Source organism: Phocaeicola plebeius DSM 17135 (assembly GCF_000187895.1).
GTDB classification, from domain to species: domain Bacteria; phylum Bacteroidota; class Bacteroidia; order Bacteroidales; family Bacteroidaceae; genus Phocaeicola; species Phocaeicola plebeius.
Genome location: NZ_DS990134.1, coordinates 271,684 through 286,178 on the forward strand (window position 1 = coordinate 271,684; position 14,495 = coordinate 286,178).

Sequence of the window (14,495 nt, forward strand, 5' to 3'; positions counted from 1 at the left end):
AATACGTATGAAAAATTATGTGATGACGGGTGCCGCCGTATTATCAGCCTTCTTGTTTTTTGGTTGCGGAGGGCAGAATAAACAGAAAGCAGAGAAAGATATGGATGCAGATACGACAAAGACCGTATGTACTCAGGTAAAGTTACAGAAAGACAGCCTGCTGGCCACGTTGACGCTGGACGGTATGAAGGTGACATGGATTCGTGACAATGCCAGCCCACGGTTGATGCCGCGTACTCTCTTTCCGGATGCGACAGATGCGCTGATGGACAGCCTTTCTCTTCAAGAGGGCATACCGGCTTCCGTCAGTACGTTTTTGATTGAATGTGTTGGCAAGCGGATGCTTTTCGATACCGGTGTCGGTGCTCCTGATAGCCGGATGATGGAGGGCTTGAAATCGTTGAACGTAAAGCCTGAAGATATAGACTGCTTGTTTCTTACCCACTTCCATGGCGACCATATCGGCGGAATGATGAAGGACGGTAAGGTGGTATTCCCGAAGGCTGAGGTATATGCTTCGAAGGCAGAATACGATGCCTGGATGAAAATGCCGGCCGACAAAAGGGCACAGGTAGAGACCACGATGAATGCCTATAAAGACCGTCTGCATCTTTTTGCTTTTGGAGATACGCTTCTCGGAAATATACTTCCAATGGAGGCAATGGGACATACACCGGGGCATACCGTTTATAAGGTGGGCAAGCTGCTGATAATTGGTGATTTGTTTCACGGGTATGCCTTGCAGAAAGATCATCCCGAAATCTGTGCGCAGTATGACATGGATAAGACCGGAGCCATAAAAAGCCGCAAATACTACCTGCAATATGCCCGTGAAAACGGACTGGTAATGGCAGGCATGCATCTTCCTGTTCCGGCCTTTGCGGAATAAGGCTGTGGAGTTCGTGATGTCTTTTAGATTAATCGTTTATAAAAGCTGTCGCATTGTTTCTTTCTTCTAATAATGCGATTAGCTTTTTCTCATCCTTTGCATATAAATAGACTTTCTTTCCTTTCTGAAGAGTAAGGCATACGTTATACCATCCATGAATCACGTCGAACTTAGTGGAGGCATAATGGTCTGTTTTTATGATATCCTGTAAAACAACTGTCTTCAAAAGGAGGTGTGGAGTTCGCAGTTGCAGTATGTCGTTCCTTACGGCGTAATAAGTGCGACTGTGCATCCAGCCGATGAGAATCCCGCTCAGCATATAGGATGAGTAAGGATACAGGAAACTTGCATCTTCTTTAGGGACTTGGGTAATCATATTCAGGATGCAATAAAAAATCAGTCCTCCGAGGAACCACCACAGGATAATGTAGCCCCCATAAATCCATCTGTTTTTAAGTCTGAAATTTTCCATATGGTTTAAGGCAAGATATGTAATTGGATAATGAACAAATATACAAAAAATGAGCGAAGAAGTGCTCCAATGCCTGTCTTTTTATTGTAAAACTAGAGTTTTTCCCTTATTTTTGTTGTTGCGAAGCAAATTGTTACACCATACCTAGATATGACAGAAAAAAAACAGAAATCTTTTTGCGGGTTGATGATGTGCCTGATAGGCATTTTTCCGGCAAAAGGCGTAAGCCAGACACTCGACAGCCTGTCTACTATCGAGATGAAGGAAGTGGTGGTGAAAGCCCGGATGCACCGTACCGATGCTTCCTCTTCCATCTTCACTCCGACAGCCCGCCAGAAAACTTCCGCACAAAATGCGATAGACCTTCTGAAGCAGCTCGCCATACCTCAAATCAACATTAACCTGATGGATAATACGGTCACCACGCCTAGCGGACAGGGTGTAGACATATACATCAACTATATTCCTGCTTCGGCAGAAGAAATGGAGGGAATATCCACTTCCGATGTGCGACGGGTGGAATACCTTGACTTCCCGGCTGACCCACGTTTCCAGGGAAAGGAGCATGTGGTCAATTTCATTGTACAGCAATACGAATATGGAGGCTATACTAAGGCAACCTTGAATGAAAACTTTCTGATAGGCAAACTCTCAAGTCGGGCTTCGGTTTACTCCAAGTTTGTGCATAAACGGATGACCTACGATTTGTATGCGGGGGCTTCCAATCATGATATCAGCCATTCGGGCAATTCCGTTTCCGGAATCTACAGTCTGCAGAATGAAGCGGGAGAAGCCTATCAGATGAACCGAAACGAAACGCTGGAGAGTTCCCGCCTCAAGTACAACCAGTATCCGGTCACGTTCCGGGCCATCTATGACACCGATAAAATGCAGATAGCCAATACCGTTGGTTTCAATTTTGACCAGACTCCGTTGTCGGAAACAAAGGGCATACTGTCGTTTGTTCCCCAGCAAAACACCGATTATTCTTACTATAAAAACGAGCCGTCCACCAGCCGTTATTTTGTCTGGTCGGGTAACTATTATTTTATCCTTCCCCACGATTTTGACCTCAGCGTGTCACCAGGCATGAATTATGGGCATACGAATTATTCGTATCTTTATCAGACTTCATTGCCGGGCAGTTCCCGCATTGCGAACATTTCAAGGGAGGATGTCTGGCAGTTCCGGGGAAGTGCCACGTTGTTCAAGAAGATAGCCGACAAGCAAAGCGCTTTCTTCCGGGCATGGTTCGGCTCGACCTCCAACAACGTGAACTATTCGGGTACATCGCCCTACGACAACGATTTCTCAGACACCTATGCCGGTGCCGCGCTGGGTTATAATTTCTCGAATGCCCGATGGAACGTCCGGGCCGACGCTGCCTTACAATGGGAAAAGAACCAGATTAACGACCAGTCTGTGGCAGAGGTCTATCCGCTGCTGAACTTGTCTGCAGGTTTCTCTCCCTCACAAAAGCACTCGTTCCGTACTTTCTTCCATTTCGGGGCAAACTACCCCGGGGCCAGTGAAAAGACACCGAATGTTCTTCAGCAGAACGAGCTGATGTACTATACGGGAAATCCTACCATCGGACTTTCCCGACAGGTGACCTTCAACCTGTCCTACAATTGGATACCGACGAGCGCATTCTCTGCTTCGGCATTTATGCAGTACTTCGGCGAATACAACCTGTATGTGCCGGTTTACCAGCCTTATCAGGACGGTAAGGCTCTGCTCCGTACGTTTGAGACGGATGGGGCATACAACCGGACACAGATAGGCTTGTCGTTCAATTACAGACTGTTCAAAGGGAAGCTGCAACTGGCGGCCTCTCCCTCGGTTTCCTTCTATCGCATGACGGGGCTTTTCGACATTTCGCAGTCCCCGTTCTACTGCAATGCCTCTGCCACTTATTATCTGGGTGATTTCTATTTTCAGGCAGCTTATCAGACTCGAAGCCTTACGGTACAGGGCAACCGGGGCGTAATCTATAAAGACCGTGATTTCTATCAGGTTTTGGCCGGGTGGAGCCGTTCCAACTGGAACATCCGTGTAAGCGGAATGAACCTGTTCCGTAAGGACTGGCTGTGTGCCACGAATCTGTTGTCCACTCCTCTTTATTCCGAAACCCGGCTTGTAGAAGGTAACAATTTCCATCAGCGCCTGAATCTGTCGGTCACTTATACATTCGGATACGGCAAGAAGGTGAAGCGAGGGAACGAGGTCGGCGAGCAGTCGGGGGCGGTGTCTGCCATTATGAAATAGTGATATAAAAGGGAGAAATTTCGGTATGAACTAAAAACAATCATGGTAGAAAAAGAAATAATTGACGACTGGCAAGAGAGATTTCCTATTTTATCTCCTTATACACCTTCTACTTTATATATGAAGGTTGATATCGTTTTGTGGGGATTAAGGATTGATAAAATCTTTTCAAAACAATATCGTATTATCTTCGAATGCCTGCCATTATGGGAGGATTCCGTACAAAAAAGAAACATCCCCGTTTTTTACACAGAACTTTGGGGTAAGAATGGAACCCAGTTTTTTATAGATTATGTATCTCATGACAGATTGTTTCAAAGTGCTTCCGATTTTGCCGGGAAACAATTTGGGCTATTTTTCAAAGATAAAGTTATGACCAGTGATGTATGGAAATGGCTTGATCAACTATCTTCTTCATTAATCCCGAAACATAATCCGATTAATTTGTACCGTATTTTTGAGTTTAAACTTGCCTTGGCTCTTTTTTTAGACGACAAGTATTTAATGGATAAGGCGAAAAAAGAGATAGATGCTGAAATCAGGCATTGGGATGTGCTGCGTTTTCAAAAGCTATTTTCAAAATCCCCCGATGAATGGCGTGCAGAATTGTATGCAAAGTTTGAAAATCGGGATTCTTTTATCCGGTTGGTTGCTTCCAATATGAAAGATAAAAGAATAATAAGATTAAAAGAAGCTCATTTCTGTACTTCGGGCATTCCTGAAAAGTCTTTTTGGAAGCAATTCATAGAGATATTCAAATAGTATATGATTAGTTGTTCCAATAAGCGGACATTAGTTACTGCGATATTTTGTATGTAAAAGCAATTCTATAAGCTTCTTATGAACTATATGTCATCATGCGCTGATATGATGGAATTTTCTATAAAGGTGTTTTTTACTGTCTGAAGTAATTTATCTTTTTCGAATTTCTTCAGTTTCCCCGGGTATTTTAAGTCCTTTAAAAAGTTCACAAATGAAAGGGCTAAAAATTTGAGACATTCTTCTTTCGTTTTCAGCTTAAAATAACCTTCGAAATCCACCACAAAATCTGCCGTGAGACACTTATACATTCTTACCTCAGGAGTTACAGAGCCCTTACATTTCAAAGTTTTATCCTCATAATATTTAGGACGATGAACTTTAAAGAACTTGCTGAACGGAGGTGACACACATATAAATGCTATGCATAAACTTTCAACTAGATCTGTTTTTAATCTAAGCAGCCCATTTGATAATAAACTCTCAAATGCACTGACAGCATCTGAATGGATACTAAAAGTAGAAATTTCTCTTGAGATTATTACACATAATGTTATTTCCATACTTTATCAATTTGATCAAGAAACGTTTCTTTTTCCTCGTTCATCAGAAGCCAGACTTTCCGTTGCCATTGATAAACGGCAAATTTTTCATCATCCACGTTGGTGGTCTTATCTACGTACGTTCTGATGCTTGGGGCAGAGGGATACCTTGACTGGATAATGTCATCTATCAGGTAACCATGCAGTCCTTTGATGTTCTTGAAGAGAAAACCTTGGCACAACAGGGCAATGTATTCCGGGTGATTGTTTATGTATTGTTTGAAATCCTGATAAGCTTGGGATTTCATATAGTCGGATGCATGACTGTTGAAATTTGGCTGTTCCAGTTCCTTGATGAGCGCTTCTTCCCGTTTCTTGTATTCTGTGGAATCTTGTATGCTGTACCAGAGGTGTTCTTCAGGCCGGGTACTTAAATCTATCCATGCCTTAGCCTCCCAGTAATCCATGGTCATTTTCAGGGAATCTTGTTGTGCCGGAGTCCAGATGTAATACAGGGAATCTTTTTCCCATCCGCTGAAAATCGCATCAATGGAATCGGATTTTTCCTTTACCAGCTTTGGGTAAATGGCAGGTAAGGCCTTGTCAAATAAGGAGGAAATCATAAAACTCCCGTCATCGATTTGAGTGATAACATGTGGAGTGCTAATGATTGAATCGTTAAGTACGAAAGCAAATTGCCGGCCGATGGCTCTTCCTGTCTCTGTTGCCCATTTGTGACGTTTATGTTTACTTATCCGCCCGGTAATAACATAAGCGCCTTTCATATCTTTTTCAAGCTGTAATCCGACGAAATCTTTCACTGTCACAATAGGCATTGTGGATAATGTATCGCTTTTTTCTATACGATACCATCCGTTTTCTCTGTGCGGTGTCTGACTGCTGGCTGGGGAGATGAGCATGCATAAAAGAACCAGTGAAAGTAATATTGTATTTCTTGTATCCATAATTGAGATTCATTGAAAATGAAATTCATGTTTGTCAAAATCAAATACGGATATTGAACCGTCAAAGAATTTCAGGCCGATACATCCTTCGGTGGTAAATTTAGGCAATGCAGGGGTGATGGCAATGATTTGTTGCTTAAAACTCTTCTTGCAGAAATTGGCTTGCTCTGCAACTATGGCTTCTCCAACAGGCACTCCTTTCTTGTTATAAGCTGTCTGTATCTTGAGTTCCGTATTGTTTTTCAAAAAATCCTGAACGGCAGGATTCTGTTTCATCAGGAAAAGGAAGGATGCGTTCCCTAAATCCAGCACAAAATTTCCTGATAGAGTATATCTTTTACCCTTTTGCTTGAAACACAGGTCTGTTCTTACGGCAGGCATGTTCTGGTAAGTGTCGTAATTGATGGCGACGGTGCTGTAATTTGTGGATTCCGAACTGAATAGTTTTCTGTTCAAAACCTGAAGCCTGTAATTTTTCATATCTAATTTTATGATATGGGCCCCGTCGTTAGAGTGGCTGATGCGTTGTATGGGAATGGCCATGTCGTGGCCCGACTGATAATTTGACAGTACAAATATTTCGCCGCTGTATTCCGCATTATCGCCCAGTTGTATGGTTCCTGTCGTCTTGTGCGTTATTTTGTATTTTCTGCCTCCCAGATTCATCCTTTCATATCTTTTGGTTTTGACAAAATCCAGGTTGAGGTGCCGGTTGTTTTCAAAAGCATAAAGAGAATCTATTAACATTACATGGATACCTGATTCCAGAAGGATTGTTGCCATGAGCTGATGATTGATTTTCGTCTTAAAAATATAATGCCCGTTCGTATTTTTTTCTAACTGAAAGGTGTCTGTGCCGGATGACTGGGCAAAAAGGCTATTGCATAACAGCAAGGCGGTTGATAGCAGTGTGATGATTTTTTTGGTCATAAAGGTCGTTTTATGGTGTGAAAGCAAATATATGAAAAAAACGGCACAGATTTACATTTCTATTTTGTTTTAACCGAATGTCAAAACGCTTTGGGGAAGACTCCACTTCTTCAAGGAGTTTTCTATGTTTTCCACAAAGGAAACGTATGTTCTTCGGTGCGGAACCATATGTTTCTGCTTTTGAAAACATACGGTTCAGGGTCGGGAGACGTAAAAAATAAAACCGGTATTTCCCGGAAAACAGGGCTTCGTTTTCCTAATTCCTTTCCCAACTTTGAAATGCCGTTTCTTTTCCGTATCTTTAAAAACCAGATTTACCTAACAATCAGATACGTATGAAGAAAGTGATACTGTTTGTTCTGCTGTGCGGTGTGATGTTGACGCTCAAAGCCACAGGGCAATCGGGCGATGTGATTCGTCTGGAAGGAGAAGAATGGGTTTTGATGGCAAAGCCCATAGGATACGACTCCCTGCTATGCAGGCGGATGGATGATTTTCTTCCGGAAAATGTCACTCGGTCTACGGGCAATTATAGCGGCTATACCGCTTTCTGGGAGGTGCGTGACGGGTATCTTTGCCTGCAACGGGTAGAGGCGGATGTCTATGAAGAGGTCGGCAAGAAGAAATCTACACGGGTGTATGAGGTGAAAGACTTGCAGCCGCTTTTTGCGGCTTATTGTCAGGCTGGAGAAATTCAAGCCCGCTGGTTCAGTGGGGAACTTCGGGCCGGAAAAGGAGATGTGGTGAGATACGTGCATGACGGGTTCGACCGCAACATGGAAACGGAACGGGTACTGACCGTTCGGAGCGGTAAAGTGCTGGAAACTAAGACTTATCATAATTACCGGGGAGCCGGATTGAATCTGATGAAGGCACAAGGGGAAATCGTGCGTCGGTTTCCTTGGGAACGGTTTCCTGAATATCAGGGAGAACGGATTATTTTTTCGATAAGTAATTTTCAGATGACGGAAGACGGTCACTTCGTAGACTGTAATGTACGTTTTATCTTTCTGCGTTCTTCACGAGAAAAAATAGACGGCATAAATCATCCGCTGGCTCTTGCCCTCAAAGAAACACTTAAATCCATTTATCCGTGGGAGGTGCTCTTTATCAATGGAAAGTACACGGGCGAATATCGGAATTTTACTATGCCTTTGAGGGGAGATATAACGCATAATAAGGGTGATTCTGCAAAATACACGATTGTGGGTCGGGTGTATGGTGAATCCGTCCGTCAACGTCCTCCTTATGATGTGGTACATGCTGTGCTGGTTGGTTCCAATTTGAGCATGGTTGAACAACCGTTTCAAGGATGGCTGACAGATTCCACCGGCTGCTTCCGGATAACGGGACTGGAGGCCGGAACTTATCATCTGAAAGCTGAATATGTGGGACTGGCTCCTTGTGATACGGTAATAACTCTCCCTTCGCAGCATAATGACACGCTGCGTATGGTGCTTCCTTTATGGTATGATTATATTTTGAAATATGACTGTTCGCCGGAGTTGTCGAAAGAAAACATCCTCAAGGGACATCCCAAGCTGCGCCGGGTAATACCGGAAGGGCAGGAACAGAAAATCCGCACACACTTTTTCTGGGAGAAGTATGGTGTGAGTTGTGACGTTTCTTATCCATTGAAGAAGGATGGAACACTGGACTGTTATCTGGGTGTTCCCAATCATCTGCTGACAGCTTATAATCAGGTGGTTTTTGATTATCTGGATAAGAAGTTTGGCACTTCATGGCGCAAGGAGGCTCCGAAAGGTATATTTGGTCTGGATAAATCTTTAGATGAATTTCGTGACTATAAATGGTTTATCAAGACTTTACATAAGGAAAGCAAGTATCCGGTAAAGTTGCTGAGCAAGAGAAAAGAGTGTCTGCTTCGCATTGAATATGCAGTGGACAGTAACGGATATATCGTGCAACCGAAAATCATTTCTTGCAGCAACCGGTCGTTTCGGAAAACAGCGTTGGATGCTTTTAAAAAGGTGATGAATGTCCCTACTTTATTGAAGGCAGGTAAAGATACACTTGTAGTTCAATATAAACTGGATTCTTCTGCTACTGTTAATCCAGATACTGATGTGCTGGTTATCGGCTATACACCGTGTGATAAACCGATACTGATGAAATAGATAAAAGGAATAATTGTTTTCATTAAAATGGAATGAATATGAGAAAAGAGATTGCATGTGTCATATTGATTTTGCTGGCGGCCTGTGTAAATAAGCCCGGACAGCCTGTACAGGAGGCTACCTCTACAGCTGTTATCGGAGGTGCGGACAGCATGACATCCATTGTGGTTGCTGATACTTGTGCTTCATTTCAAGATACAGTAACATACGAATTACGTCAGTGTCAACTTTGGTATACAAAAGATTTACCTGAAGCATATAACGGAGAAACCCGTCTGTGGACAGAATATGAAGTATATACAGAAAATGTGCCCGTGATTAATGTATTTGTAAGCAATCCGACGGACATTCCGTTGGAGTTCGGACGGGATATGCGTTTCTATTTGTGGAAAAATTATAAATGGTGTCCGCCGGAGCAAAAGGATACCTCCTATACGATTGTATGGAATAGTGATGCGTTTATGATAAAGAAGGCTCCTTTGCTGTATTGCTTCCGTTATAAACTGAATGAATATTGCATTCCAAAAGGGAAATACCGTGTTCAGAAATCATTTAGTAGAGGTGATGAACACATTCTTTTGACAGACAGTTTTGAGGTTAAATAAAAAATGTGTGGAGTATGAAAAACTGGTATATTTATTTCGTGGCGATGATGGCCATATGCGGACTGGGATGCAATCGCACGGCATCAAAAAAACAGGTTGTGCAGATTGGACCTGCCGATGCACAATGCCTGAACTGTGATACGTTAGGGACTACTGTGCGGATGAATATGATACAGAACCATTATCCGCTTGATACGAAGAATGTGTATGCAATCCTATTGAATCCTAAGCGTAAGTCGCTGATTTTTGGTGGTGACTGGACGTTGCAGAAATGGGAAAACGGTTCGTGGATGGGTGCAAAGATGAATGGAATGTATGGCTTTGGAGATGTAGGTATGCAGTTAAACTTTGCTCCTGATTATTATTGTTTTAGTTATCCTGTCAGTTGCTATAAGATTACATCCGGAAAATATCGGATTATTCAATCATTCCATGACGGGAGGGAAGAAATTACAGTAAGTGCCGAGTTCTGGATAGATAAATAACGGAAATTTGTTTTACGGAAAAATCGATAATACAATGAAAGGAAGATGAGCAAACAGTTTATCAGGTAGTGGAGGAGATGTCGGAGTTTCTCGGTGGTATGCCTGCTTTAATGGAGTTCATTCGGAAAAACCTGCGGCATGACAAGGCTAAAAAGAGGGAGCGTGTCTTCATTCAAATAGTAGTAGACAAGAAGGGAAATGCTACGAACCCTATGGTGTTGTAGAGTACAAATCCGACGTTGGATGAAGAAGCCCTGCGCATTGTCAGTCTGATGCCGAAATGGAAATCGGGCAGACAGGCCGGGAAGAACCGGAACGTAAAGTTCGTTTTTCCTGTGGCGTTTGAACCTTCTGTGCGGAATACAAATTAATTATCCCAATAGCCTATGAAAACAAATGCATTTTTTCAATTGTTTGTGGCGGTGGCTTGCATGATGTATGTCGGCTGCACGGGCAAACGAAAAGCACAATCGGATGTTGCTTTGGTAAAGGAGACTCCTCCGGCAGTACAGAGTCCGGAAGTAACGGATGATACGCTTGCAGCAGAGGAGCCGGATACGGAAACTTCTACAGACACTCCGCCTCAACCGGTGGCGATGGTGCTGGAACCGGTGGCACGGGATATTCCTTCCGGCCGTCCTCTTTCTGCGGATTCGCTTTATATGCATACAGAATATGATTATTATCCTGTAGCGACTTCCAAGGTCAAGGTCTTCATTACCAGTCGTGCGAACCGGGAGTATGACAGTGGAGAAGGGTACAGTCTGGTATATTACAATGAAGCACTAAAGCAATGGGAACCTCAGCCTACCAGTCCGATAATCAACGATGTGTTGTGGGTGTTTACGCCCGATAATCCTACACACCGGCAGACCATTCACTTCTATACGGACAAGAACCGCCCCGGCAGGTATCGCATTTACAAATCATTCAGCCGGAATACACGTACGGCATACGCGGAGTTTGAACTCGTATCCAAGGCTCAGCACCGGAAACTGCTCGACAAAATTAGCCGGTACAGGGAGAAGCATCCCAAGGACCGTGTCATAGAAAACCTGAATTCTGGGGGATTCCAGGATAATGACACGCTGTATATGTCGTGGATGGTGAACTCGGAGGCATTGCAGAAAGAGTTCCGGCAGAAGGTGCTGAATTATGCGGCAATCGTGGTGAACAACGGGAAAGAGGATGTGGCTACTTATTTTACTCAACCAATGTGTACGGATACTTTCGGCATCAAGATGTACACGGAGAAGGCGGTGTATCCGCCAAATACGGAATCCGTGGCAGTGAGAATCGTGAACCGGAGCGGACAGAGCATCTCAATGGGGTCGCCGTACTGGGTGCTTCGGAAGGAAGGGGAAAAATGGTTGTTTTTGCCTGGAGCAACGGTTTGGACACTTGAAGAACGTTTTCTTCCATCCAATAAGATTTATCCCTTTTCTGCCAGTTTGTATCCGTCACTTCGTATGCTTACGCCCGGCGTCTATCGTGTGGTGAAGGAAATGGATATTGGGGATAATTATCGCGACTGGTATTTTGCTGCGGAATTTCGGATTGGCAACGAGGTGAAAGAGCGGGATGCTGCGGACAAAGAGCCTTCTTCAAAGCCTTTGCAGGAAGTGGCTGAGGAAAAGGATATGGATATTGCGTATGACGTGGTAGAGGAGATGCCGGAGTTTCCCGGGGGCATGTCGGCCTTGATGGATTTTATTCGGAAGAACCTGAACTATGACAAATCGCTTGTGCCTGAAACGGTTGTAATTCCTCGGGTCATCGTACAGTTTGTGATAGATGAAGAAGGAAATATTATTCATCCGGTGGTGGTGCGGGGACTGAATCCGGCATTGGACGAAGAGGCTCTTCGGGTAGTGAAGCTGATGCCGAAATGGAAACCGGGACGGCAAAGCGGAAAACCGGAGAAAGTGAGGTATGCCATTCCGGTTACTTTCGAGCGTGCCGCCAAGGTTCCTTGATTTTATCGGAGTAGTTTAGAAAAATAAGTCTGTCAGAAATAATTATTTCTTTCTCAAAAAGCCGTTTTTAGGTAAGTTTTTGTATCTTTACGACTGTAATCAAAACAAATGCCTATGAAAATGAAACCGTTGTTATGGAGCTTGGTGGTTAGTGCCGTAGTGTGCAGTCTCTGTCTGTTCGTCACACAATGGATGGGCCTTGTCGATGATTGGTGCATCTTTGTGAGCGCATTTCTGGGCGTACTATTGGGAAACGGCTGTAACCGGTGGTTGCAGCGTGCAAGTCATTGAAAAATTCTCAGGCAAGCGGAATACTTACCTGAGAATTTTTTCATCGGATAATCCCCGTGTCACTGTCCTTCAGCTGGATGGAGCGGTTGACAGCGCGGAACTTGCGTCCTTTGGTCAGACGCCACGTCACGGTCAGGTTGACGAGATTGCAGGCGTCGCGACTGTAGAGGGCGGTGGTCTTCTGGAGGTTCCGGTTCAGGACTTCCGATTCGAACATTTTGTATTTGTGTTGAAAGGGCTGTTGCCAGATAAGGGCAAACTGCCAGTCTTTGTAGCTGTAGGCGGCCTTCAGGGCGATGTCGCCTCCGCTGTAGCCTTTGGTTTCCCCTTCCAGAAAGCGGGAACCGTTGTCGGCGTAGGCATGGAGGGAGAGATTGCCTAAGTAGGCGTTGAGGGCTCCCGTGGCAAAGTAAGACGTGTAGCAGTGTGTGTAGTCGTGGCCGAAGTTGAAGCAGCGGAACAGTCCCCCGTATGCCGTGACGGAGAGCTTTTCCGGCATCAGCCAGTAGCTTGCGTAGGCCATGGCGTGCAGGGCGTCAATCTCTTTCTGGTTGCGCTGGGTGTAGATGAACCGGTCGTCGGACGTGCGTTCGTACACCGCCATGTTGGGGTGAGGACATTTCTTGTAGAAGCCTTGCAGATTGACTTGCAGACGGGAGTCGTTGTACGACAGCCGGAGGGTGTGATACGTCTCCCGGTTGGGCTTGAGGTCGGGACTGCCTACGGTCCATTCCATGCGGTTGGTGCGGATGGCGGCATCGCTGATCATGGCCACCCGTGAGGTGCGTTCGTTCAGCTGGAAATTGTAACTCAGTTGCAGAGAGTGGGTGAAGTTGTAGCTCAGGGCTGCTTTCGGACAGAAACTCCAGTAATCGTACGAATGGGCTTGCTGACGGTAGTGCAGGTAACTGCCTCCGATACCTGCCGAGTAGCGTAGCTTGCCCCACGTTCCCTTGATTTCCGAAAACAGATACACGCGGTTGTGGTGCATGGGGGTGACGGAAGAAACATCGCCCGTGTATTCATTGTTTGTGTATTTCTGGCTGTAGTTGAGGCCGGCAGAAAGGGTGAAGGGCTTCAACCGGTTTTCATAGATGGCTTCGCTCAGCAGGGAGTAGGTGCGTCCGTCCACGTCGTAACGGTAGGGCGAACCTTCGTCGTAGCTGTCGGAAGAGCGGGTGCCGATGTACGTGCCCACGGCATTGAGGGTAAGCGACTGCCGGGGAGAGAACTGCTGGAAATAGTAGAGGTCGAGTACCGGACTGCTGCTTTGGCTTTGTTGCTGTTCGAGGGCGGTGTACGTCTGTGTCCCGTCCACAATCTGTTTCTGGCTGAAATCGCCCGGCACGTGACTGAAGTCGCCGCTCAGTGAAGCCTGGAACACGTAGCGGCTGGAGTCGGCCAGGTTGTAGGTCAGTTTCATCTGGTTGCTCAGGCTCCGGTTGCGCGAGGCGAGATCGTTGCGCTGGATGGTATAAATGGAACCGTCGTTCAGGTGGTAGTGTGCGGTTTCCTCCTTCCGTATTCCTTTAAAATCCCGGTAGCCGAAGCTGTAGTTCAGCGACAGCTCACTCTTTCTCGTGTTCCATTTGCCGTACACCGTGTAATCGCCGTCGCGGGTAGTCAGTGCCTGGGTGAGCGAGGTTCCTAAAGTATATCCGTTGTCCGCCCGTCGGGTAGTGATGTCAATGACGTAGGCAATGCCGTCGCCATAACGTACGCCGGGGTTGTCGATGAAGTCAATCTTGCGGATGCTCTTCGGGTCGAGCGACAGCATCTCTGCCTTGTCTGCAATGATGCCGTTGATGCGAATCTGTACACTTCCCCGCTGGTCGATGGCCGAGATGCTGTGGGTCACCTCGTCCACACGGATATTGGGGAGGGTGAGTTGTTGGAGCAGACTGTAGCCCGAGCGGGAAGAAGCTTTCTGCTGTTCGGAGGGATAGAGCAGCAGGCCGTCGGTCTTGTGGATAATCCGGTCGGCTTTGACTTCCACTTCGCCTAGTTCCACGGTGGAGGCTACTTCTTGTGCGAGAGTGGGGAAGGCCAGCAATAAAAGAAGAAAGATGCTGGCCAGAAATCGGGAGACGGTCAGCAGAAGCCGGTTTTCGGCCTCCTGCTGGAAAAGTAATCTGAGTGCGTTCATTTGTTCCTGTGTGTAAATTTCAGGAACAA

General features: G+C 45.5%; 13 protein-coding genes. 8 read left to right on the forward strand and 5 right to left on the reverse strand.

Annotation, left to right across the window (positions count from 1 at the left end; all coding sequences use genetic code 11):
* Positions 1–7 precede the first annotated feature (7 nt).
* Entirely contained in the window at positions 8–889 is an 882-nt protein-coding gene (locus BACPLE_RS15960) for an MBL fold metallo-hydrolase (protein ID WP_007563861.1), read from the forward strand.
* A 28-nt stretch (positions 890–917) separates the two neighbouring features.
* Here the strand turns inward: BACPLE_RS15960 and BACPLE_RS15965 are convergent, their stop codons facing one another.
* The gene (locus BACPLE_RS15965) at positions 918–1,361 is read right to left on the reverse strand and encodes a hypothetical protein (protein ID WP_007563863.1); all 444 of its coding nucleotides are present in this window, start codon (positions 1,359–1,361) and stop codon (positions 918–920) included.
* A gap of 150 nt (positions 1,362–1,511) precedes the next feature.
* On the opposite strand from BACPLE_RS15965, the gene BACPLE_RS15970 reads away from it, so the two are divergent.
* Both BACPLE_RS15970 and BACPLE_RS15975 read left to right on the forward strand, forming a co-directional pair.
* On the forward strand, positions 1,512–3,629 hold the full coding sequence (locus BACPLE_RS15970; RefSeq protein WP_007563865.1) for a porin family protein: 2,118 nt from the start codon (positions 1,512–1,514) through the stop codon (positions 3,627–3,629).
* A 42-nt stretch (positions 3,630–3,671) separates the two neighbouring features.
* Complete coding sequence (locus tag BACPLE_RS15975) at positions 3,672–4,391, forward strand: hypothetical protein (RefSeq protein ID WP_007563867.1); 720 nt, start codon at positions 3,672–3,674, stop codon at positions 4,389–4,391.
* A gap of 83 nt (positions 4,392–4,474) precedes the next feature.
* Here the strand turns inward: BACPLE_RS15975 and BACPLE_RS15980 are convergent, their stop codons facing one another.
* The 3 genes from BACPLE_RS15980 to BACPLE_RS15990 are packed head-to-tail and all read right to left on the reverse strand — an operon-like array spanning position 4,475 to position 6,678.
* Positions 4,475–4,951 (reverse strand): hypothetical protein, encoded by a 477-nt coding sequence (locus BACPLE_RS15980; protein WP_007563869.1) that lies wholly within the window; start codon positions 4,949–4,951, stop codon positions 4,475–4,477.
* Positions 4,942–5,895 (reverse strand): SecDF P1 head subdomain-containing protein, encoded by a 954-nt coding sequence (locus BACPLE_RS15985; protein ID WP_040313346.1) that lies wholly within the window; start codon positions 5,893–5,895, stop codon positions 4,942–4,944. The genes BACPLE_RS15980 and BACPLE_RS15985 overlap by 10 nt, the downstream gene beginning before the upstream one ends.
* A gap of 9 nt (positions 5,896–5,904) precedes the next feature.
* On the reverse strand, positions 5,905–6,678 hold the full coding sequence (locus BACPLE_RS15990; protein WP_235777945.1) for a hypothetical protein: 774 nt from the start codon (positions 6,676–6,678) through the stop codon (positions 5,905–5,907).
* 482 nt (positions 6,679–7,160) lie between these two features.
* On the opposite strand from BACPLE_RS15990, the gene BACPLE_RS16000 reads away from it, so the two are divergent.
* The 5 genes from BACPLE_RS16000 to BACPLE_RS19380 all read left to right on the forward strand — a co-directional run bounded on the left by BACPLE_RS16000 (position 7,161) and on the right by BACPLE_RS19380 (position 12,320).
* Positions 7,161–8,963, forward strand: coding sequence for an FEKKY domain-containing protein (locus BACPLE_RS16000; RefSeq protein WP_007563877.1), 1,803 nt, complete (start codon positions 7,161–7,163; stop codon positions 8,961–8,963).
* Between the two features lie 38 nt (positions 8,964–9,001).
* Complete coding sequence (locus tag BACPLE_RS16005; protein ID WP_005649261.1) at positions 9,002–9,568, forward strand: immunoglobulin-like domain-containing protein; 567 nt, start codon at positions 9,002–9,004, stop codon at positions 9,566–9,568.
* A gap of 14 nt (positions 9,569–9,582) precedes the next feature.
* Entirely contained in the window at positions 9,583–10,053 is a 471-nt protein-coding gene (locus BACPLE_RS16010) for an immunoglobulin-like domain-containing protein (protein ID WP_007563881.1), read from the forward strand.
* A gap of 386 nt (positions 10,054–10,439) precedes the next feature.
* Positions 10,440–12,029, forward strand: coding sequence for an energy transducer TonB (locus BACPLE_RS16015; protein ID WP_007563887.1), 1,590 nt, complete (start codon positions 10,440–10,442; stop codon positions 12,027–12,029).
* A gap of 114 nt (positions 12,030–12,143) precedes the next feature.
* Entirely contained in the window at positions 12,144–12,320 is a 177-nt protein-coding gene (locus BACPLE_RS19380; RefSeq protein ID WP_157131896.1) for a hypothetical protein, read from the forward strand.
* Between the two features lie 40 nt (positions 12,321–12,360).
* Here the strand turns inward: BACPLE_RS19380 and BACPLE_RS16020 are convergent, their stop codons facing one another.
* Positions 12,361–14,466, reverse strand: a complete 2,106-nt coding sequence (locus BACPLE_RS16020; RefSeq protein ID WP_007563889.1) for a hypothetical protein — start codon at positions 14,464–14,466, stop codon at positions 12,361–12,363.
* Positions 14,467–14,495: the final 29 nt, after the last annotated feature.

Excerpts from the sequence above, each read along its gene's own strand:
- BACPLE_RS15980 (WP_007563869.1), bottom strand. The coding sequence starts at position 4,951 with ATGGAAATAACATTATGTGTAATAATCTCAAGAGAAATTTCTACTTTT.
- BACPLE_RS15965 (WP_007563863.1), bottom strand. The coding sequence starts at position 1,361 with ATGGAAAATTTCAGACTTAAAAACAGATGGATTTATGGGGGCTACATT.
- BACPLE_RS19380 (WP_157131896.1), top strand. The coding sequence starts at position 12,144 with ATGAAAATGAAACCGTTGTTATGGAGCTTGGTGGTTAGTGCCGTAGTG.
- BACPLE_RS16020 (WP_007563889.1), bottom strand. The coding sequence starts at position 14,466 with ATGAACGCACTCAGATTACTTTTCCAGCAGGAGGCCGAAAACCGGCTT.
- BACPLE_RS15975 (WP_007563867.1), top strand. The coding sequence starts at position 3,672 with ATGGTAGAAAAAGAAATAATTGACGACTGGCAAGAGAGATTTCCTATT.
- BACPLE_RS16015 (WP_007563887.1), top strand. The coding sequence starts at position 10,440 with ATGAAAACAAATGCATTTTTTCAATTGTTTGTGGCGGTGGCTTGCATG.
- BACPLE_RS16000 (WP_007563877.1), top strand. The coding sequence starts at position 7,161 with ATGAAGAAAGTGATACTGTTTGTTCTGCTGTGCGGTGTGATGTTGACG.
- BACPLE_RS15970 (WP_007563865.1), top strand. The coding sequence starts at position 1,512 with ATGACAGAAAAAAAACAGAAATCTTTTTGCGGGTTGATGATGTGCCTG.
- BACPLE_RS15960 (WP_007563861.1), top strand. The coding sequence starts at position 8 with ATGAAAAATTATGTGATGACGGGTGCCGCCGTATTATCAGCCTTCTTG.
- BACPLE_RS15985 (WP_040313346.1), bottom strand. The coding sequence starts at position 5,895 with ATGGATACAAGAAATACAATATTACTTTCACTGGTTCTTTTATGCATG.
- BACPLE_RS15990 (WP_235777945.1), bottom strand. The coding sequence starts at position 6,678 with ATGGCAACAATCCTTCTGGAATCAGGTATCCATGTAATGTTAATAGAT.
- BACPLE_RS16005 (WP_005649261.1), top strand. The coding sequence starts at position 9,002 with ATGAGAAAAGAGATTGCATGTGTCATATTGATTTTGCTGGCGGCCTGT.
- BACPLE_RS16010 (WP_007563881.1), top strand. The coding sequence starts at position 9,583 with ATGAAAAACTGGTATATTTATTTCGTGGCGATGATGGCCATATGCGGA.